This window comes from Streptomyces sp. NPDC007095 (genome assembly GCF_040634475.1).
Lineage (GTDB): Bacteria > Actinomycetota > Actinomycetes > Streptomycetales > Streptomycetaceae > Streptomyces.
In genome coordinates, this window is sequence record NZ_JBEYFS010000030.1 from 47079 (window position 1) to 67768 (window position 20690).

Annotated in this window: 15 protein-coding genes and 6 pseudogenes; 5 read left to right on the forward strand and 16 right to left on the reverse strand. The window is 68.1% G+C overall.

Annotated features, from left to right (window positions below):
* Positions 1 to 246 precede the first annotated feature (246 nt).
* Entirely contained in the window at positions 247 to 750 is a 504-nt protein-coding gene (locus ABZ656_RS13255) for a hypothetical protein (protein ID WP_101403533.1), read from the forward strand.
* A gap of 277 nt (positions 751 to 1027) precedes the next feature.
* On the opposite strand, the gene ABZ656_RS13260 is transcribed toward ABZ656_RS13255, so the two are convergent.
* Complete coding sequence (locus ABZ656_RS13260; RefSeq protein ID WP_101403531.1) at positions 1028 to 2350, reverse strand: RNA-guided endonuclease TnpB family protein; 1323 nt, start codon at positions 2348 to 2350, stop codon at positions 1028 to 1030.
* 95 nt (positions 2351 to 2445) lie between these two features.
* Here ABZ656_RS13260 and tnpA point away from each other — a divergent pair.
* Positions 2446 to 2687: pseudogene (tnpA, locus tag ABZ656_RS13265) on the forward strand (IS200/IS605 family transposase); the annotation flags it as partial.
* A 153-nt stretch (positions 2688 to 2840) separates the two neighbouring features.
* On the opposite strand, the gene ABZ656_RS13270 reads toward tnpA, so the two are convergent.
* Positions 2841 to 3788 carry a DUF5996 family protein gene (locus ABZ656_RS13270; RefSeq protein WP_101403530.1) on the reverse strand — a complete coding sequence of 316 codons (948 nt, stop codon included), beginning with the start codon at positions 3786 to 3788 and terminating at the stop codon, positions 2841 to 2843.
* Between the two features lie 221 nt (positions 3789 to 4009).
* On the opposite strand from ABZ656_RS13270, the gene ABZ656_RS13275 reads away from it, so the two are divergent.
* Positions 4010 to 4864 (forward strand): NmrA/HSCARG family protein, encoded by an 855-nt coding sequence (locus tag ABZ656_RS13275; protein ID WP_101403529.1) that lies wholly within the window; start codon positions 4010 to 4012, stop codon positions 4862 to 4864.
* A 346-nt stretch (positions 4865 to 5210) separates the two neighbouring features.
* Here the strand turns inward: ABZ656_RS13275 and ABZ656_RS13280 are convergent, their stop codons facing one another.
* From ABZ656_RS13280 to ABZ656_RS13295, 4 genes and pseudogenes are all read right to left on the reverse strand, one after another.
* Entirely contained in the window at positions 5211 to 5381 is a 171-nt protein-coding gene (locus ABZ656_RS13280; RefSeq protein ID WP_037652668.1) for a hypothetical protein, read from the reverse strand.
* 136 nt (positions 5382 to 5517) lie between these two features.
* Positions 5518 to 6093 (reverse strand): annotated as a pseudogene (locus ABZ656_RS13285) (transcriptional regulator).
* Positions 6094 to 6317: 224 nt separating this feature from the next.
* A pseudogene (locus ABZ656_RS13290) lies at positions 6318 to 7731 on the reverse strand (IS1380 family transposase).
* Positions 7732 to 7895: 164 nt separating this feature from the next.
* Entirely contained in the window at positions 7896 to 8387 is a 492-nt protein-coding gene (locus ABZ656_RS13295) for an SRPBCC family protein (RefSeq protein ID WP_180362333.1), read from the reverse strand.
* 241 nt (positions 8388 to 8628) lie between these two features.
* Here ABZ656_RS13295 and ABZ656_RS13300 point away from each other — a divergent pair, with 241 nt between their 5' ends.
* Complete coding sequence (locus tag ABZ656_RS13300) at positions 8629 to 10980, forward strand: sulfatase-like hydrolase/transferase (protein ID WP_101403527.1); 2352 nt, start codon at positions 8629 to 8631, stop codon at positions 10978 to 10980.
* Between the two features lie 24 nt (positions 10981 to 11004).
* Here the strand turns inward: ABZ656_RS13300 and ABZ656_RS13305 are convergent, their stop codons facing one another.
* The 8 genes and pseudogenes from ABZ656_RS13305 to ABZ656_RS13340 form a co-directional block, all read right to left on the reverse strand.
* Positions 11005 to 11862 carry a formylglycine-generating enzyme family protein gene (locus ABZ656_RS13305; RefSeq protein WP_218978038.1) on the reverse strand — a complete coding sequence of 286 codons (858 nt, stop codon included), beginning with the start codon at positions 11860 to 11862 and terminating at the stop codon, positions 11005 to 11007.
* Positions 11863 to 11981: 119 nt separating this feature from the next.
* Complete coding sequence (locus tag ABZ656_RS13310; RefSeq protein ID WP_360267479.1) at positions 11982 to 12611, reverse strand: sodium-independent anion transporter; 630 nt, start codon at positions 12609 to 12611, stop codon at positions 11982 to 11984.
* A gap of 139 nt (positions 12612 to 12750) precedes the next feature.
* Complete coding sequence (locus ABZ656_RS13315; RefSeq protein WP_143677289.1) at positions 12751 to 13335, reverse strand: hypothetical protein; 585 nt, start codon at positions 13333 to 13335, stop codon at positions 12751 to 12753.
* 202 nt (positions 13336 to 13537) lie between these two features.
* Positions 13538 to 14263 (reverse strand): annotated as a pseudogene (locus ABZ656_RS13320) (transposase); the annotation flags it as partial.
* Between the two features lie 96 nt (positions 14264 to 14359).
* Positions 14360 to 15811, reverse strand: a complete 1452-nt coding sequence (locus tag ABZ656_RS13325; protein ID WP_360267482.1) for an IS4 family transposase — start codon at positions 15809 to 15811, stop codon at positions 14360 to 14362.
* Positions 15812 to 16117: 306 nt separating this feature from the next.
* A pseudogene (locus tag ABZ656_RS13330) lies at positions 16118 to 16881 on the reverse strand (IS5 family transposase).
* Positions 16882 to 17164: 283 nt separating this feature from the next.
* Positions 17165 to 17479: a hypothetical protein gene (locus ABZ656_RS13335; protein ID WP_360267485.1), complete on the reverse strand. Its 315-nt coding sequence runs from the start codon at positions 17477 to 17479 to the stop codon at positions 17165 to 17167.
* 8 nt (positions 17480 to 17487) lie between these two features.
* Entirely contained in the window at positions 17488 to 17997 is a 510-nt protein-coding gene (locus tag ABZ656_RS13340) for a SigE family RNA polymerase sigma factor (protein WP_180362331.1), read from the reverse strand.
* 197 nt (positions 17998 to 18194) lie between these two features.
* On the opposite strand from ABZ656_RS13340, the gene ABZ656_RS13345 reads away from it, so the two are divergent.
* Entirely contained in the window at positions 18195 to 18611 is a 417-nt protein-coding gene (locus ABZ656_RS13345; RefSeq protein ID WP_360267488.1) for a hypothetical protein, read from the forward strand.
* Positions 18612 to 18862: 251 nt separating this feature from the next.
* Here the strand turns inward: ABZ656_RS13345 and ABZ656_RS13350 are convergent.
* Positions 18863 to 19394 (reverse strand): annotated as a pseudogene (locus ABZ656_RS13350) (VOC family protein).
* A gap of 382 nt (positions 19395 to 19776) precedes the next feature.
* The gene (locus ABZ656_RS13355; RefSeq protein ID WP_360267491.1) at positions 19777 to 20274 is read right to left on the reverse strand and encodes a hypothetical protein; all 498 of its coding nucleotides are present in this window, start codon (positions 20272 to 20274) and stop codon (positions 19777 to 19779) included.
* Positions 20275 to 20690: the final 416 nt, after the last annotated feature.

A 20690-nucleotide genomic window follows, 5' to 3' on the forward strand; every position in this document is an offset into this window, starting at 1 on the left:
GCGTCAAGACTTCGCGCAACATCAGTCTTGCCCCTGGAATACGTGACAGGAGAACTCGGGACTTGACGGACGACGGCAGCTCCCCTGCGGGCGTACGGCACATCAGGGGCCCGAAGCCGGGGCGGGCCGGGTGCGGGCTAGCCTGGCAGCTCCGGGCTGGATCATCACCGGGCACCTGACCGCCCGATGCCGGCGGAGCACCCCCGCCGCTGTCCGTCCGGGACAGACAAGAACGGAGCAGCCGACGTGAGCGACGCCCAAGCCAGCACTCAGGAAGCAGCCGCGGCACCGGCGGCCGATCTGCCCGAGCGGATACGACGGCACCGGCGCCACACACTGGAGCTGCTCACCGTCTGCGCCCTCGGTCTTGTCCCGTGGACGGTCCTGCTGGCGATGACGCTGCCGTCCGTGTACGAGGTCCGCCAGTGGCGCGCGACGTGGGTCGGATTCGACGCCCTGCTCATGGTCGCGATGGCGGCCACGGCGCTCCTCGGCTGGCTGCGGCACCGCGCTGTGATCGTGTCGGCGACCGCGACGGCGGTGCTGTTGATCTGCGACGCGTGGTTCGACGTGTCGCTCGCTTTCGGCACCTCGGGGGTGTGGCTGTCGGCGGTGCTCGCGGCCTGTGTCGAACTGCCGCTGGCCCTCTATCTCATCCGCCGGGTGATGGGGATGATCTCGCTGGCGCAGTGGCCCGCCCCCCGGGCCGCCACCGGCAGCAGCAGGCAGCCTGCCCGCCCGGACGCCTGAACTCGTCCTGCCTTCCTGCGGAGGAGACGGCATGAGCTGGCAAGTCCTGCCCTGACACATATCCCGTCAAGGCCTGAGCTCCGCCCCGGGGCTCACCAGCAGTCCTGGACCGGGTTGGTTTCGGTGTAAAGCGCGGCGTCCTTCATGAATCCCAGCTGTCCGCTGTCAGCGACCGTCATTGGCCACCGGGTCGGGTGCGGTCCGCCTGCAGGCTGGCAGGCCTGGCCGTCTTTCTTGCATTGAAGTGCTCTCCCGGCTGAAGCCGGGAGATTCCCACCTACCTTGCGGTGGTGGGCTTGACGCGTTTCCGCGCCTGACGACTGCACCTTCCGGCAGCCGGGATCGCCACATGGCCGATCCGGTACAAGTGCAGGATGTTCCGGGCCGCGTTCCAGTCAGCGTTCGCCTCGAAGCCGCAGCCGGAGTTCTTGCACACGAACGTGGCCTGGCCCTCCCGGCTGCCGGGCGTGGTGAAGCCGCAGGCCGAGCAGCGCAGAGAGGTGCCGGGGGCGGGAACCTTGTGGAGGGTGCCACCGCGATGGGCGAGCTTGTACGTCAGCATCGTGCCCATGCGGCCCCATGCCTCTTGGCCGATGGAACGGTTCAGGCCGGCCTTCTGCGCGACGTTCTTCCCCGGCTCCTCGATGGTGCCCCGGGCGGACTTGACCATGTTCGTGATGTTGAGCTGTTCGACCACCACCGTGGTGTGCTGCTCGGCGATGCGGGTGGTGGTCTTGTGCTGCCAGTCAACGGCTCGGCGCGTGGCTGTTGCGCGGAGCTGCTTGATCTGGTCGTAGGTGTTGCGCAGGCGGTTCGAACTGGGCTCGCGCTTCTTACGGAAGCTTTTGCGGTGCGCTGCGCGCTGCTCCAGGAACCGGAGCCTGGCCTTCTCCTCGCGATTGAGCCACCTGTCGCGGTCGGCAGTTTTGTCCGGGAGGCGGGCGGGGCGGGCGTGGTCGAAGTGGTTGCCGTCGGAGAGGGCCAGGGGCAGGTTCACTCCGGTGTCGATGCCGACCTCGGCCCCCTGGTGAGGTTCCGGTTCGACTTCGAGGATCTGGACGCGGAAGGCGATGTGCCAGCCCAGCGCACCCTCCACCAGCCGTGCGCCGGTGATCCGGCTGTCCTTGGCGGCGCGCTTGCCCACAGGCAGATCCTTGGTCCAGCGGAAGCGGACCCGGCCCACCTTGGGGAGGTTGACCATGCCCCAGCGGCGGTGCACGCGGACGATATTCAGGTCCCGGCCCTGCGGGATGTCCACCGACATGACGGAGCGGATGCGGGACTTGAAGTGGGGCGCGTCGGCGCGGCCGTCCCAGCAGTTCTTCCACGCCTGGAAGTACGCCTTCAGTACCGCCTGGGCGGCCTGCGCGGGAAGGACGGCGAGCCGGTCGAGGTCCTTGCGGGCCTGGCGGATCGCAGCGTCCGCCCGCACCAGGGAGCGCTTGTGTTTCGGCAACATCGTCCACCAGTCGTGGAGCAGGTTCCACATGGTGCGGGACGCGTGCGCCTGGTCGTCGATGACCCGGACCTGGGCAGGGGTCAGCGCGAGCCGGGCACGGTGCCCGAACTGCCGCTTCCCCCATACGCATTCCGTAGTCACGCGATCACCATGTCTTTTGATCTGTCTCACCGCGGTGGAATCCAAATCCCGATGTATGCACCGGCCGTCATGTCGTCAACAACCTTCACGTTCACTTGGTGTTCGTCACCGAACACCGGCGCGGGATCTTCACCGACGCCATGCTCACCAGGTGCGAGGAAGCCGTGCGGGAGCTGTGCGCGGACTTCGACGCTGAACTGAAGGAGTGCAACGGCGAACAGGACCATGTGCACCTTCTCGTGCACTATCCGCCCCAGTTGCACTCAAGGTGCAGCTCTCCAAGCTGATCAACAGCCTCAAGGGCGTCTCGGCTCGCAGGCTCCGCCAGGAGTACAGCAGCGAGTACGAACCGTTCGGTCGCATACCGAGAATGCACCCACCCCACACACGCCCGCACCCTGGGCACGCTGCCGGGACGTGTCCCGGCTTCACCACCGCCGCCCGTACGGTCACGACGCCGCCCGGCGCGAGCGCGCCGTGGCCCGTCCGTCTACCGGCGCTGTCGCCACCGGTTCGGGTCCTCTTCCAGGGCCGCCCGGTCCCAGCCGCCGTGTTCCGCGGCAGCCTCGTAGGTCGTGTGCAGGAAGCCGGCCAGCGCCCGGTCCGGGTCGGCCGCAGTGCGCACCGCCTCGTACGGCAGAAGGAACTGGCCGAAGTCAGGGTTGTAGAACGCGCCGGCCGGGGTGACCGGGTGGCCGGCGAAGCCGCCCGGCTCGGGGTAGGCATACGAGTAGAAGGCTCCCTCCTCACCGCCGCCGGGCCAGAAACCACAGCTGCTCAACTCGCGGGAGTAGCCCTCCACCATCACCCAGTCACCGCAGTTCGGGGCCCCGCCGGGATGCGGCGGCGCCGCCCGTCCCGAGAACCTCGTGCAGGCCAGGTCCATGGCGCCCCAGAAGAAGTGCACCGGGCTCACCTTGCCGGCGAAGTACGAGCGGAACTCCCCCAGCACCCGGTTGGCCTGCAGCAACTGCCGCCAGAAGAGCTGCGCGGCCTTCGGGTCGTAGGAAGTGTGCCGGTCGTCTTCATCGAAGGGGATCGCCGGGTCCACCTCGTTGGGAGACGCCTGGATCTTTGTCTCGATTCCCAGCTCGCTCAGGGCCTGCATCGTCTCGCGGTAGAAGTCGGCCACCGGCCTCGGCTCCAGGGCCACGCTGCGGCCGGCGCCGTCGCTGCTGCGGATACGCAGCTGATGGTCGAGGAAGTCGAACTCGATGTCGAAGACCCCTGAGCGGCAGGGGATCGCCGACGTGGTGAGGCCGCGCGGGCTGACATAGAAGGTGACCTGCCACCAGTGATTGACCAGGGGCGCGTGGGCCAGCCGGATCTTGCCGACGATCTGGGTCCACATGTGCAGTGTGTCCCGGGTCTCGGTCCAGTCGGCGACGCGCAGCCGCGGCCACACCGTCCGCGACGCCCCATCGGAGATTGCGGCCACAGCACACTCCTCCCAGGACAGCCGGCCGATACCGACCACGCTGCCCTCGGCCGAAGAATCAGGCAAGTCGGCAGGCAACCCGGCGCGCCTCACCGGCAACGGGACCGGGACGCTTGCATGCTCCACGAACAGCCGTGTGTCCGCATCGCAAGAAGTGATCCAGCGGCTCGGTCCCGCCAGCGGTGAGGGCCCTTCGGGGCCGATCGGAAGGAGCTTTCCTCTTGAATGTCGACCAGTCGGTGCTGGTTCTCGGGGCGACGGGGGGACAGGGCGGCGCCGTCGTCAGCGCGTTGCTGTCCCGCGGCGCCGCCGTCCGTGGCCTGGTCCGCAACCCTCGATCCGCTTCGGCCCGGGGTCTGGCCGCCCGCAACGTCGAGGTGGTGGGCGGAGATCTCATGGACCGCGAGTCCCTGGCCTCAGCCATGCGGGGCGTGGCCGGTGTGTTCGCGATGACCACGCCCTTCGAGTCAGGACCGGCCGCCGAGATCGCACAGGGCCGGACCATTCTCGCCGCCGCCCGTCATGCTCGGGTGCCACACCTGGTCTTCAGTTCCGTGGCAGGTGCCGACCAGGACACCGGTGTACCGCACTTCGAGACCAAGGCTGTCATCGAGCGGGAACTGGCGGCAGGCGAGGTGCCCTACACGATCCTGGGGCCCACCTACTTCTTCGACAACGCCCTCGGCGGCGAGGACCGGATCCGCCAGGGGGTGCTCGATCTGCCTCTGCCGCCGGACCGTCCGCTGCAGCAACTGGCACGCCCCGATCTGGGCGAGTTCACCGCCGCCGTCTTCGCCGCGCCCGACGCGTTTGCCGGACAGCGCATCGAGCTCGCCGGTGACGCCCCCACGCCCGATGACATGGCAGCCGCGTTGAGCGCGGCACTCGGTGGGACCGTTCGCCACAACGAAGTGCAGCTCGACGAGATCGACAACGACGACATGCGAGCGATGTGGGCGTTCCTGCGTGGCCCCGGCTACCGCGTCGACCTGCCGGCGCTGCACGCCGCCCATCCAAAGCTGCGCTGGACGTCGTTCGCCGGCTGGGCCGAAAACACCTTCTCAACGGCACCGTGACATGCTGCCTTGTCCGCGGGTCCCAGGAATGGCCGGCATCAGCTACCGCGTGGCGACAGCGCGGTACTGTTTCCCCTCGCTGACGCACCGCTCGACGGCACTGCGGCGGCGGATCCACGGCCTGCCCGAGGCGTGCGGCCGGGTGCGCCCGGGAAGCCCGCCGTGTTGGAGGTGCGCGGTTCCGGGCGCGCACAGCGGGCCTCCCGGCCGCACCGTTCTCCTGCCCCGCTCCCCCGCCACCCGCGCATCGGCGTCGGCATTTTCACGCAAGAGTCACATGAGTGCGGGGCGGCCCCAGACCTCAAGGCCTGGGGCCGCCCGCACTGCGGGGTGGGACTGCCGCTCCCTACCAGCGGTACCAACGGCCACGGCCGCCGCCGGTTCCGGCGGAACGCATGACGAAACCGAGCAGCCACACAGCCAGCACGATCACGGCCACGATCCACAGAGCCTTCAGCGCGAAACCGGCACCGAAGAGAACCAGGGCAAGCAGAAGAACGAGAAGCAGGGGAACCATAGTTATCAACCTCCGAAGCAGCGTGTTCCCTGGCAACACCCCGCCATGCACCCGGATTTTATGTGTTTCTTATCCTTCGGTGCGGGAATACGGTAGCGCCCCGGCACGTCACCCGTCCGGCAGGCGGCCCTGCGGGTCAGGCCGCGAAGCCGATGGTGGTGACGTATTCGTACTGGCCCCGCTGGGAACCGAGGTCCACGACGGCCTCGTTGATCCAGGCGTCGCCGAGGGCCTGGCCGTCGTCGGCGGCCCAGGCCTCGGCGATGCGGTCCCGGTGACGGACGCTGAGGGTGCGGAACTCGACGACGCGGTGGTGGGGCCTGGCGACCTGGGACTGGTTGAGCGGGTGGAACTCCACGCGGGTCCCGCGGCCTTCGCGGTTGAGACGGCCGGGCAGGTAACACGCGACATTGTGCCGGCGCACCTGCAGGTACGCGCTCCCGATGTTCTGCAGGTTCTTCCTGGACGGACTCCGCCTGCCGCCCAGCCAGGCCTTCAGCGTCCGGTCGGTGACCGTCAGGCCGGCCTCCCGGGCCGCGGCGCGGGCACGCTCCGTGCGGGTGAGGGTAGTGGAGCCGGGCGAGGAGGCCGCGCCGGGCGGTGACCGGGGTGGCCACGAACCCTGCGAGCGCGTCGAGTTGCGGGCCACGGCCCCGTGGCCCCTGATGCCGCGAGCACCGAATTTGCCGAAATCATTGTTCCTTGCCAGCATTTCGTCTCCTCGCTTTCCCCGCAACCGACTTGACGGAACCTCACGGCCCCGAATTTCAGGGTGAGCCACGAATACAGGATCGGGGGCCGGCCGTGGGCTTTGGCGAATTCCGGCAGCAGTGGCCCGCAATGCTTTTTTCCATCGTCCGGTGTTCGCCCAGGCCTAGCCTCGAACTTTCGTGTTGGTCCGCCGACGGAGTTGCCGGGCCAATAGAAAGCTGCTGGTCAGCCGGGATTCGGGAGTTGGGCGAGCCGGTCGAGGGCGGCGGTGATGTGGCTGGTCCAGGGCCAGTGCCGGGCGAGACGGAGGATCCGCCGGCGCCCGGTGGGGACGAGTTGCCCGGTCGCGGTGCACAGGTGGAGCCGCAGGCGGCGGGGTTCCCAGAGCCTGGCCTTGCCGGCCAGGGCGAGCATGGGCATCCAGGCCAGCAGGTCCAACGCGATCTGGACGATCTCGAGCCAGACCCGGTTCTGGGCGGCGTAATGCAGGGGCAGGTTCCGCAGCCCGGTGGCACGGGCGGCCCGGATGCGGTCCTCCGCGCGGGCTCGCAGGCGGTGACGGAGTTCGAGGTCGGCGATCGGTCGGGCAATGGTGTTGGTGGCGAAGCAGGGCAGCCGCATGCCGTCCGTGTCGGCGAGCCTCAACTGGGCCGGTGTGGCCGTTCCTTGCGAACGATCAGCCGCATGCCCTTCGGCCAGCCGGCCAGAACATCGCCGGTGAGTTCGGCAACCCAGGCGCCGTCCCGGATCTCGCCGTCCGGCTCGACGGCCGGTGCCCAGGCCGACGCCGGGACCTTCCGCACGTGCTGGTGGATCGCGTCGGTGATCACCATGCCGACGAAGTAGGACAGCCAGCGCCCGCGCTGGGCGAGCCAGGCGACGAAGTCGTGGGTGCCGCCCGCGGAGTCGGTGCGGATCGGGGTCTGCCGTCCGCACCGGTACTTCTTCGGTAGTTGAGCGAGGGCCAGGCGGGCGGCGGTGATGTGGTCGGAGGCGGTGTTCGCCCCGCGTTCCCCGGCCTGAGCAGGGCCGCGACGGGTTCCCGGGTGCCGCCCGAACCATGGTCGACGAACCCCATCAGCGGGTGGTGGCCGTAGGTCCGCTTCCAGGTCGGGGCGGCGTCCTGCTTGCCGGAGTGCGCGATCACCAGCACCCCGTCCAGGTCGATGGTCACCGTCCCGTCCGCGTCTGGCGCCTTCCGGCCCGCCAACCGCCACCCGCCACCCGCCACCCGCCACCCGCCACCCGCCACCCGCCAGACCCTGTCGCGGACTTCGGCCCGAGCGGCGCGGATCGCCCGAAGGCCGGTGTCGCCGGAGGAGGCGAGGACGTCGATCAGGCGGGAGACCGTCGGGTCGGAGGCGACCGGCCCGAACACGGCCGGCTCCGTCCGCAGCATGCCCACGTCGGCCAGGCAGTCCCCGCCCATCGCGACCGCCAGGGCGAGGCCAAGGACGACCTTCCCCGGACCGTGGACGACCCGCGGCCTCCGCCACGGAGCAGGCGCGGCGGATATCGCCTGGTCAAGACCGGCCTTGCGGACCGTCTCCACCAGCAGGACCGAACCGGCCTGCGAGACCACCTGGCGGCCGTCCCCCTGGACACGGACACGCGGGTACGACGAGATACGCTCTCTCACCTGGAAAGTGCTCTATTCCTTGCAGCCAACAGGACCCTCAGCAAGTCCTATCGTCGCAGGTCAAGGGCACTTTCGTTTCCTCGTTTCTGGTCAGCTCTTGGACAGCCTGCTGCGCAAAGCGCCAGGCTGATGAGACCACGCCGCTATGTGCCGACGCGTGGTCGTCATCTGTCGCGGCTCAAGACCTCCAGACGCTGCATCCCCTCCCGGAAAAGCTTGTCGATGTGTCGTCGGCCGGCTCTCAGGAGCTGGTGTACGCAGGGGTTGGAGTCGACGGCGAGGTTCCAGGTGACCGTGGTGGCGGTATCGGCCGTGGACGCCAAGGTCCACTGTTCCACCAACGCCGAGACGCCCGGCGCGTTGGCTTCGTAGACGCAGTAGGCGAAGCGCCGGCCCGGGGCCCAGGCGATGATCCGTTCGCGAGCCCGGATGACGCGGTAGAGGCGGAAGCAGCGTGTCGAGCCGACATCATAGGGGGGTGGGCCCTCGAAGTGGACGTCGTTGGCGGGCGCGAACCAACGGGGCCAGTTCTCCGGACGTTCGGCGAGCTGCTCGAAGATCGCGTCAGCAGGAGCACGCAGCTCCCGGACGCAGGTCCGCCGGAAGCGGGCACGGTCGAGAAAGCCGAGGTCCTCGCGACGGAGCTGGTAGGTCACCAGTCTGGCTCCTTCCGATGGCGGTGCGAGAGGGGCGCGCACGATCGTTGAGGGCTCTTCTTTCGTTGAGGGCTCTTCTTTCGTGTTCATCGTCACCCGGTACCGGACGGTCTACATCGCGGCTGCAGCCGATGGGATGACCTGATGTCGGCATGGTCTACCTGCCCTACCTGAGCGGGGACGTTTCCCCTGGCAAGGCCGTCGCCGCGCGGCACCGGGAGAAACCAAGGAGACATCGAGGATGGCCATCCCTTTCAAGGGCGTGATCCAAGAGGACATCCGGCAGTCGGTGCCGGACTGGGATCCGTACAAACAACCGCAGGCCCCGGACGGTGCGCCGAACGTGCTGTACCTGGTGTGGGACGACATCGGCTTCGGCACCTTCGACCTTTTCGGAGGGCTGGTGGAGGCACCGGCGATGCGCCGGCTGGCCGGCATGGGGGTGAAGTTCACCAACTTCCACACCACCGCGCTGTGCTCCCCCACCCGTTCGTCCCTGCTGACGGGGCGGAACGCCACCAGCAACGGCATGGCCTGCGTGGCGGAGATGACGAGCGGATTCCCAGGGTCCAACGGCCGGATCCCGTTCGAGAACGCGAGTCTGGCCGAGGTGCTCGTCGAACGCGGCTGGAACACCTACGCCCTGGGCAAGTGGCACCTCGTCCCCTCGGACGAGGCCAACTTGGCGTCTTCGAAACGGCACTGGCCCCTCGGCCGCGGCTTCGAACGCTTCTACGGCTTCCTCGGCGGCGAGGCCGACCAGTGGTACCCCGACCTGGTCTACGACAACCACCCGGTCGAACCGCCGGCCACCCCGGAGCAGGGCTACCACCTGTCGAAGGACCTGGCCGACCGGGCCATCCAGTTCATCCGGGAGGCCAAGGTCATCGCCCCGGAGAAGCCCTGGTTCACGTACTTCTGTCCCGGCGCGGGCCATGCGCCGCACCACATCTTCAAGGAGTGGGCCGACCGGTACGCGGGGAAGTTCGACGACGGGTACGAGGTCTACCGCCGTATGACGTTGCAGCGGCAGATCGAGTCGGGCATCGTGCCCGAGGGTACCGAGCTCACCCCGATCAACCCGCACGGCGAGCCGGAGGCCACCGGGCCCGAGGGACAGCCGTGGCCGCTCACCGACTTCGTGCACCCGTGGGAGTCGCTGAACGACGACGAGAAGCGCTTGTTCGCCCGGATGGCCGAGGTCTTCGCCGGATTCGTCTCCTACACCGACGCGCAGATCGGCCGCCTGCTGGACTATCTGGAAGAGTCCGGGCAGCTGGAGAACACCATCATCGTCGCGGTCTCGGACAACGGTGCCAGCGCCGAGGGCGGCCCGAACGGGTCGATGAACGAGATGAACTTCTTCAACGGCGTGCCCGACGACATCGAAGAGAACCTGCGTCACCTGGAAGAGATGGGCAGCCCGAAGACCTACAACCACTACCCGAGCGGGTGGGCGTGGGCGTTCAACGCCCCGTTCAAGTACTGGAAGCGGTGGGTGTCGTACGAGGGCGGTATCGCCGACCCGATGATCGTCGCCTGGCCCAAGGGCATCAAGCAGCGAGGTGAGACCCGCCACCAGTACGTGCACGCCATCGACGTCGTCCCGACGATCTACGACCTGCTGGGCATCCAGCCCCCGGCCGTCGTCAAGGGCTTCGAACAGAGCCCGATCGAAGGTGCCAGCTTCCGCAAGGTCTTCGAGGACGCGCAGGCGCCCGACCCGCGGCAGACGCAGTTCTACACCATGCTCGGCACGCGCGGCATCTGGCACGACGGCTGGCACGCCGCGACCGCGCACCCACCGGCGCCGTCCGACTGGAGCCACTTCGAGCAGGACGTCTGGGAGCTGTACAACCTGCGCGAGGACCGCTCCGAGAACCGGGACCTGGCCGCACAGCACCCCGAGAAACTCGAGGAGCTGAAGCGCCTGTGGTCGAGTGAGGCGGAGAAGTACCACGGGCTGCCGCTGGACGACCGCAGCCCCATGGAGATCCTGAACACGCCCCGGCCGCAGCTGTCCAAGCCCCGTGATCGATACGTCTACTATCCCGGCTGCGCCGACGTCCCCGAGGTCGCCGCCGTCAACATCCGCGGGCGGTCCTACACCATCGTCGCCGAAGCGCACCTGGACACACCCGAGGCCCGCGGGGTGCTCTTCTCCCACGGCGGGCGCTTCGGCGGCCACAGCCTGTACCTGATGGACGGACACGTCCACTACGTCTACAACTGGCTCGGCCGAATGGAGCAGAAGGTCAGCTCACCGGATCCGATCAGCGCCGGGGACCACACCTTTTCCGTGGTGTTCCAGGCACGCGAACGTGACCAGCAGGGCAGTACGCACGGGACGCTCGCCCTGTACGTCGACGACCGCAAGGTGGCCGAATCCGACATCAAGACCCAGCCCGGCAGCTTCTCCCTGGTCGGAGAGGGGCTCGCGGTCGGTCGCGACGCGAGCCAGCCGGTCTCCAGCGACTACGGCCCGCCGTTCGAGTTCCTCGGCGGCACGATCCGTCAGGTGGTGGTCGACGTCAGCGGGGAAGCCTTCGCCGACGTGGAGAAGGAGCTGATCGGCATGTTCCACCGCGACTGACAGCAGCCGCGGGCGTCGGGGCCCTCAACGCCCGTCGAGGGGTCCGGCGTCCGCGGCACAGCGAAAGCCCTGGTGCCCGGTGCTGCTGTCCGGAGTGCTGGAGCTGCGCGCGGCCACCCGGTAGCGGCGGCAGTAGGAGGCGTGGCACAGATACGAGCCGCCGCGGATCACCCGGGCCGTGCCGAACCCGGGCCCGGTCGGGTTCTCGCGGGGGCTGTGGGCGTAGTAGGTCGGGGCGTACCAGTCGGCGCACCACTCCCACACGTTGCCGCACGCGTTGTACAGGCCGTACCCGCCGGGTGGATAGGCGGTCACCGGGGCAGTGCCGTACCAGCCGTCCGGGCGTGTGTGATGATCAGGGAAGCGGCCCTGCCACACGTTCATCCGGCGTTCGCCGCCCGGCTCCATCTCACTTCCCCAGGGGAACGTGGCCTGCTCCAGGCCGCCGCGGGCCGCGCACTCCCACTCCGCCTCGGTCGGCAGCCGCTTGCCGGCCCAGGAGGCATACGCGGAGGCGTCGTTCCAGGAGACGTGTACCACCGGATGGTCGGCGCGGTCGTCGAGGTCGGAGCCCGGCCCCTCGGGGTGACGCCAGCAGGCACCGTGCACCTGCCGCCACCACGGGGCCTCGGCCACTGCCCGCGTATGAGGGAAACCGTGCGGCAGCAGCCCGGCGAAGACGAACGACCAGCCGAAGCGCTCGGCCTCCGTGATGTACCCGGTGGCGGCCGTGAAAGCGCCGAAGCCGGCGTTGGAGACGGCGCACCGGTCGATCCAGTAGGAGGCCAGAGTCACCTCGTGGACCGGGCCTTCGCCGTCTTCCGGAACGGTCCACCCGTCTTGGGAACCCATCCGGAAAGTCGCCGTCTCCAGGCGTACCATGCCCTCCCTGTCCGGGCCGCCCCTCCCGGCGGGCAAGCACGCGGATCCGGCCGACGACTCGGTTTCCGGCGCCACTGGCCGAGAAGGGCTGCAGCAGGCGGAACGCACACTGTCAGACGTCATCCGGCCTCCACACGGAACGTGACCGCACTGCACGCGATTCTGAGGCAGCAAGTGTCCGGTGTGAGCGACGACACGGCGCCGCGCCGCGGATGACAGTAGACGTGGTCAGGGTTTCCGCAGCGCGGCATACGCCTCCCGTACGGTGGGAAACACGCGCAGACGCCGAGTAGCCCCGTCTTCGTAGGGGTTGGCGCGCAGTGTGGCCAGGACCGTCCCCCCCGGGGGTGTGCGAGTACCAGCTCACAGTGGTGCTCTCGCAGGTCGGCGCTGAGCCGCGCCAGGACCTGCGCCGCGGTGGCGTCCACGTGGAACACCGCTCCGGTGTCCAGCACCACGTACCGCGGATAGGGAGACCAGGCCCCCGCCAGAGTCAGGAGCCTGTGGTGGATGCGGTTGGCATTGGCGAAGAACAGCGGAGCGTCCACCCGGTAGATCAGCACCCACGTGTCGTCGGACTCGTCGGGAGCGGCTTCACGAGGCGTACCGTCGTCGCTGACGGTGAGCACCGCGTCGTGGGGCCAGGCCACGCGACGGAGCAGCTGCAGCAACGCGAGGATGACGGCCACCAGCAGCCCGTGCCACGAAGAGCGCCATACCTGTCCTAGGAGGGGCACCGCATTGGGCACCCGACGTCCCTTTGCTGTCACCGCGCCATTGTCGAGAGATGGAATACCCCAAGAGGGGACATGCCGCACGACATCTGCACGATTAGCTGTCACGGCTCATGCATGACGGCGCACCGCGCTTCGCATCCGACGTCAATCGTCAGCGCCGATGGAACGCTGGACCATGGGCGCAGCCGGCAGGGGCATTGTTGCCGCTCACGTCGAAGTCGGCGCACGTGATGAACAGGTAATTGAACTTCCCCAGCAGAAAAGCCAGCACCCCGACAAAGACCGTGACAGCAACGGCACCCAGGCGCTGGAACACAGGCAGCGCCTCGTAATCGGCTACCAGGGTGCGTGCGAGCAGCCAGGTGAGCATCGGGGCGCCCAGGAGGGTCAGGAGGACTTCGAAGTAGTGAAGGTAGGGGAAGCCGTGGCCCCTCGGCGCCACGATGGCCAGAACAATCCAGACCGAGGGAAGGGACAGCGCGACCCAACCTCCCCAAGGCAGCGCACCCCGGCTGTGGAGAAGGAAGCCCGAGAGCAGCACCGCGGTGGCCACTGCCCAGAGAGCCAGCACATTGTCGAAGAAGACGGCGTTGTACGCCCCCAGTGTGAAAGCGGGCCACCAGATGACGAGTGTGCCGCCAACGGCCGCGGTCGCCGTGGCCCGAAGGGTGGAGTCGATCTCCCGCATACTGCGTCGCCGCCCCGAGCCCGGGGTGGCGGATGCTTCCTCAGCCATATGGTGTGAGTCCCCGATGACGAGGGCGCACACCACACTTTCACCGGTTCGGGTCAATAGCCCCCTCGGCCGCCCCGATCAGGAAGGCTGTCCCAAACGCCAAGAGGCGCCTACTGGCTCAAACCCACTCCACCTCTGAGTGAATGTCCGAGGGACCTCCTGGGCCCGGCAGAGGCGTTCGATGCCTGTCCTGGGCAGTTGACCAGGCCACGAACTCATGGGTGCCGCCGCCGGAATCGCAGCGGATCAGCGTCTGGCGTCCGCGCCGGTTCTTCTTCGGCAGCTGGGCCAGCGCGAGCCCGGCGGTGGTGATGTGGTCGGCGGCGGTGTTGCTGCCCGCGTTGCCCGGCCGCAGCAGGCCCGCGACCGGCTCCCCGCTGCCACCCGCTCCGTGGTCGACGAAGCCCATCAACGGGTGGTGCCCGAACGTCTTCTTCCAGGTCGCAGCGGCGTCCTGCTTGTCGGAGTGCGCCAGGACGAGCACTCCGTCCAGGACTACGACCACCTGTCCGCCGGCATCCGGCGCCGAGGCACTGGCCAACTTCCATACATATTCACGGACTTCAGCGCGTGCCGAGCCCAGTGCCGCCAGGGCTTTACCTCCAGCCGCGGCGAGGGTGTCGATGAGACGGGAGACGGTCGGGTCGGAGGCTACCGGCCCGAACACGTCCGGTTCGGCCCGCAGCATTCCCACGTCCGCAAGACAGTCCCCGCCGAGTGCGACCGCGAGCGCCACATCCAGCAGGACTTTGCCCGGGTCGTGCACGGCACGGGGTTTGCGCCACGGCGACAACACCGCCGATATCGCCTGATCCAGCCCGGTCTTGCCGACCATGTCGACCAGCAGCACGGCCCCGGCCTGCGAGACCACAGCCCGGCCGCCGCCCTCGACGCAGACACACGGGTAGGACCCGATACGCTTCTTCACCTGGGAAGTGGCTCCGGCAGTGGCGGGAACAAGGACCTCAACAATCCTCATCTCGCTGGTCAGGGCAATGCCGGTGACTTAGCAGGTTTCCGCAGGTCAGGATGGGTGTTTGGTGACTCTGACCGTGTATCGGACGTTGCCGGAGGTGCGTTCCGGTCCGCGTTTCTTCACCTCGAAGGCGTTCTTGATCGGCTTCTTCACCCGGTGGCAGCAGCGGTCCCTGCGGGTGGGCAGAAGGTTCGCGAGGAGCTCTGCGGTGACCTCGTGGCGGCAGGTGTTGAGGGCTGCTGCGTCGAGCCCGTCCTGGTGGGCGATGGTGAGCCTGGCGAGCTGCACGCTGACGGTGAAGGAGAGCCGGTCGGGATCGATGCCGGCGCGCTCGGCGGTGTGTGTCTTCAGTGCGCAGATCGCCTGGTAGACGGTGAGCAGGGCGTAGGTCTCCTGCCAGACGAGGTCGGGGGACTTCGATCTGAGGATGAACCCGACGCCGCGGAGCCGGTTCTTCAGCTCGGCATAGCTGTTTTCGATCTCCCAGCGCTGGTGATAGATCTGCGCCAGTTGGCGTGCGGGCGCCTGACGGTGGTCGAGCAGGGTGGTGACCAGGCGGAATGTCTCGGTGCGGGGAGCGGCGTGTACGGACCAGACGGTGACGGTGTAGTCGATGATCCGCACCAGGTGGCCATCGGGCCGGCCGGGAAGTGTGCGGCCGTCGGCGCGTGCGTGTCCATGGCGGAGGTTGTCCTGCGGGGTCCGCATGATCGTCAGATAGGAGCCGTCGGGGAGAACCCGCAGGGGAACGAAGACGAGGTTCTTCTTGATGCGCCAGGCCAGGTGGGCGCCGGTGGCTCGGGCCAGTCCCCACAGCTCGTGGCCGGCGAAGTTCCGGTCGGCCAGGAGCAGGGTGCCTTCTTGGAGTGAGGCCAGGAGGCGGCGGGCGAGTTTGTGCTCGCTGAACGTGTCCACGGCGTCGAAGGCCGCGTCGATGATCGCGTGTGTGCCGCACTCGATGAGGGCCATCAGCCGGAGCTGCGGATTCCAGCTCAGGTTGACCCCGGTTCTGCCGGTGTGGCCGAACGCTCTGCTGTTTTCTGGGGTGTTGGGCACGTCCAGTGCGGTGCCGTCCCAGGCCGTCAGGCGGAGCCCGAATGCGAAGGAGCTGCCGGAGGCGGCGGTGGCCAGGTGGCCGCACCCGCTCTCGAAGAGGATCTGCAGAGGTTTGGTGCCCGGTCGTTGCCGGGCGCGGGTCAGTGCCGAACTCGAGGGTAGGTGCTGCACGGCCCAGCCCAGTAGGTGGCGGAGCTTCTCCGTCAGCGTCCGCAGCACCGCGCGGTAACCCGGCGGCGCGGCGCTCTCGGCACTGCTGAACAGGCACAACGCGAGGATGAAGTACATCGTTGAGCGGGCAGGGAGCAAGCGCCGCCGCTTCTCCCTGCAGCCCGCCCGCTCGATGGCCTCATCCACGGTCTCGGGAGTGATCTCATGGGTGAGCACCCCGAAACGCACGCGCTCACCGAAGCGGAGGCCAGGCGAGACGGGATGCCCGGCCAAGCTCTCGTACTCATCTGGAATCACAGAGTTCTGGGCATGGGAGATGGCACACTGAGCGTCCAACGGGGTTCCCTCTACGGACAGTTGAATCTTGGTCGATCTTCTGTCTACGGGGAACCCCGTTGTCCTGTCCCGGGCTTCACGCGGCAACCACTCCAAAGGGGTGACGCACCGGGTGCCGGACAGTGCCCGATCCGGCGAAATCAACGCTCCACGTCGCCGGTGACCTGCGGAAACCTGCTAAGTCACCGGCATTGCTGGTCAGGGGCACTTTCTGCTTTCTCGATCACTGAGCGTTTTCCATCCTCAGGCTGAGCTGGCCTGATGGAGACAGAGGACGGCTTGGACGAGGACCGTTATGCGGGTGGTCGAGCAACGGAGTTTGCGGAGTAGCCGCCAGGACTTGAGGATGGCGACGGCTTGCTCGACGAGGGCGCGGATCTTCGCATGGGATCGGTTGACGGCCTGCTGCCCTGTAGAAAGCGTCTCCCACCGGCCGCGGTAAGGAACACGGACAGTGCCTCCGGCGCCCTGGTAGCCCTTGTCGGCCCAGCAGTTGACGCCGGCTTCGGCGAGAGCGTCGACGATGCCGTGCTCGCGGGGTGCACGAATATCGTGGACGGCGCCGGGCAGAGCCGACGAGGCCCACAGCAGACGGCCGGAAGGATCTGCGATCACCTGCACGTTCATCCCGTGTTTCTTGTGCTTGCCCGAATAGAAGGGTCGGTCGGCGGCGATCCGGTCGATCGGCAGCAGTGTCCCGTCCAGTAGGACGAACGCCTTCATCGACGCCCCCGAACCACCTCGGCGAGCGTCGGGGCGAGGGCGGCCAGGATCTCAACCGCCTCGGTGACGTAGCGGTAGGCAGTGGTGGTGCCGACGCCGAACCCGGCCGCGAGCTGGGCATACGGATGACCGTTGCGGAGATGGGCGAGGGCGAGCAGGGCCTGCCGACCTGCGCTCAGGCGCCGCCATCGGGTGCCTAGACCACGGTGGTGTTCCCGCAGGCGGGCGGAGAGGAACCGGAGGGCAGAACTGGACACGTCCAGCCCGGACGGGTAAACGAGCATGTGAAGCCTCTGGCAGAGACTGAATTCTTGGTCGAAAACCCATTTACCAGGATCTTCACCCCTGTGTCAGGCCAACTGGCAAACTGCCGAAGCAGGCTGGAAGTCCTCGTTGACCACCGGTCCGGAGTCCAGCCAAGGTGAGGCCAAAAGCCGCAACGGAGATGATCTTGAGGCTGTGGCGGTCAACTGGTACAGGTCCCAGTCGCGTGCGGAAGTGGAACTCGGAGGCCGTGTGGATCTACCTGGACTCCACAGCCTGATGCCGGGGCGGCCCCGGCGACTGTCAGTCTCCGGAGGGAAGGGGCTCTGCTGCCGTGCGAACAGGTTCGGGTGTGTGCGGCGTCGGGTGGGCGGTGCTGGCGGGGGCCAGGGGCACCGGAGCCCGTTCGCCGCCCAGCCAGGACAGGTTGACGGCCACGGCGGCCATGGAGGCTACGACGATCAGTGCGCCGGCTGTGGCGAGCGCAACTCGTCGGCGGCGGATCCGGAAGCCGCCGACGACGGCCGCGTCGATAACGCTGGGTAGCGTAGGCTCCGGATCGGCGCTGAGGACTGCCTGGAAGGCGGCGTGCAGAGCGTCGTTCTCGTGCTCATTCATGGCCGGTTTCACCTCCTGGTCCCTTCACTGTCAAAGCCTTCGACGATCTCGCGCAGCCGGGCGAGCCCGCGGGCGCTTTGGCTCTTTACCGTTCCCGGACTCACCCGCAGTGCGTGCGCGGTCTGCTCAACGGACCAGTCCTCCCAGAATCGCAGGACCAACACGGCTCGGTAGCGGGGCGCCAGCTCCATCAGGGCTTCTTGCATCATCAATCGCAACTCCGGTGCGCCGGACACGCCCGAGGGAAGATCGGGTGGCTCGCTCACCGGCTCCTCACGCCAACCTCTCTTGCGCCACTGGTCGATGAAGGTGCGGGTGAGGATGGTGCGAGCGTAGGCATCCGCATTGCCGTCCCGGCTGACCCGTCCCCAGGCCGCGTACAACTTCATCAAAGTCGTCTGGGTCAGGTCCTGTGCCTGGTGCCAGTCACCGCAGAGCAGGTAGGCGCTGCGTCGGAGCTGCGCCTGCCGCGCCTCGGCAAATTCCCGGAACTCTCGTTCCCGGGCGGTGTCCCTCACTCTTTGCCGGCCTCTCCCTTGCGCACCACTCCATCTGTCATACATACGGGGAGTGGCCCTCTGGGGTTGCACGGTGCGGGCAGGAGAATTTTCCCGCCGCACCGTGCAACCTGACCACCGCCCGACTCCGTACCTCTCTCCCGAAAGGGCTTCCACGCACAGGTGGGAGTCCGGCGATCCGAGGAAGAGGCACACCGTTGTCGAAGCACCGCAAGTTCTCGCATAACCGCCGCGCTATGTTCAGCGTGGCCGCCGGAACCGTTCTGGCCGCCGCGGGGATGGTCAGCGTCGCCAGCGCCGCGACCCCGGCCACTCACGCGAACCCGGTCCCGGCCACTCAGGCGGACCCGGTTGCCGCCACCCACGCGGACCCGGTTGCCGCCACCCACGCAAACCCGGTTGCCGCCACCCACGCAAACCCGGTTGCCGCCACCCACGCGGACCCGGTTGCCGCCACCCACGCAAACCCGGTTGCCGCCACCCACGCAAACCCGGTTGCCGCCACTCAGGCGAACCCCGTTGCGGCCACCCACGCAAACCCGGTCCACGCCAAGTCTGTCGCCGAACCCCTCTCGTCGCTGAGCGCGGCCGAGCGGGCGAACGCGGTGGGCTGAGCCCCACCCCGAGGAGTACGCACGCCTCCCCGAGAGCCTCGGGCTTTTGCCCGGTGCGGGAGGCGTGCTGCTCCGCACGACCCGCCGTGGACCTCGTTGCCCCTCGGAGGGGTAGCAACGTGCCCTGGATGAAGATCGGGCGCCCCTGTGGCGTGTCCCGGGAACGGTCCCTCTCTGACATCTCCGTTGCGGCTTTTGGCTTTACCTTGGCTGGACCCCGGTCTGGCCTATGCGAATCTCGACATCATGAGTCAGCCGGTTGTCTTGACGGGCGCGCTGCTGCGTCCGTGGGGCCGACCGCTGAGCTCGGCGTCGAGCGTCTCCTGAGCCACGCGCATGGACTCGGCGTATACGGGGTGCAGCCTCTTCCACATGCAGTCCTCGGAGACGTCCTCAACGCGGCTGACCACCCACCAGATGTTGCCGAAGGGGTCCCTGATACGCCCTCCGCGCTGTCCGAAGGCGTCGTCGGCCAGGGAAGTGACGGACGTGGCCGCCATCTGCGACAGCTTGTGAGAACGCCTCCTCCGCGTCGGCGACGAACACACGTAGCAGGCTCGGCATGGTGGGCCAGTCCGTGCGTCGGTCGAAGGCCAACACCACGGTGTCGCCAACGCGGATCTGACCGTGACCGACCACGCCGTCCTCGGTCGATACCCGCCCGAGCTCCTCACCCCCGAACGCCTGGGCTACGAAGTCGAGGAAAGCCCCCGTGCCGTCGGTGACGACCCAGGGCGCAACGGTGGTGTAGCCCTCCGGCGTGGCGCTGGTCTGCTCGATCATCGCGGTTCTTTCGCTGATGTTGATTGCCAGCGGCGACGGTAGGCAGCAAATAGGTCTGTTTCCGTCCTGGACATCGGCGCACTTGGGTTGCAACCGGTCCTACGTCACCTCTACTCCCGCTACTCTCGTCACGTCTTCGCCCCCTCCACCCGGCCACGTCAGCCTGAGGTTGGAAAAGGCTCACTGGCTGGACAGCGCGTTTCGTGAAAACCCGAGGCCAGTACTCCAGCTGTAGATCGCGGTCTTCCTGGCTGGGCGGCTTGTCGCTGATGGTGGATGGCCTGGGATCGAGCCTGGTGGCGGCGTCGCCAGTGGGACCAGTCGAGCCGGTGGGCCGTGCCGTGGACGGGCCGGCCTTCTCACCGGGCGGGGGCAGGGGCGGTCAGCGGTCGAGGTCGATCGTGAAGCGCCTCGTGCCCGGAGCGATCGTGTCGGCGTGGACCGAGCCACGAGCCCGGTCGAATTCCCCGGTGCCGCCGGTGATCCCGTTGTCGAACGAAGAGGGAGGGCCCGGGTTGAGAATGCCGAAGACCATCCCCTGCACGGAGAGCTGGCCGCCCGGCAGGTTATAGGTCACGACGCACTCCTCCGCTCCGCCGTTGTCGACCCGGGTGGTGGTGCAGGTACCGTCGGTGTCGCCGACCTGGTTGCCGTACTGGTCGAAGAGGACCGAGCGGAAGACGGTCCGATCGCCCTGGGCGGGGGCGCCGCCGGGGTTGACGGGGAAGCGCGTCTGCTGCGCGAGCCGGCCGATGAGTGTGATGACCCGGTCTCCGCCCGCGGTGTGGGCGGAATCGGTGTCCGTCGCGGCGGCCGCGACAGGGGCGCAGGCGAGAAGGCCAACCAGCGCAGTGGCCGTGCCGAGACAGGCTGCTCTCATGGGGCGCATCGTGTGGCTCCTGAGGTTGATGATCATGGATGGTCAGGTGACGCATTCATAACCTCGGCCCTGCCGCCGCCCGGAACGTCCCGGCGCGACCCACCGGCAGATCCGACCAATCGGACCAACCCGGGACGAGAGACGGCCCGCCCGACCGGACGAGTCGCGCGGGCGGGTTGACGCCGGTGCAGCACATCGGCTCCTGACTCGGACGAGTGCCGCCCCTGGGATCGGAAGCAGGCACTCATGTCCGGGATGCGGCCTGTCGCCGGTAATGGCTGGTGAGGGATCACTGCTGAGGGAGCCGCCGCCAGTGCGACCGGCCGAGCCGGTAGGCCATGTCGTGGCGAGGCTGCACGACGACCGTGATGAACAGGCGCCGGATCTCGTTGCAGGACAGCGGGACCAGGCCGTCC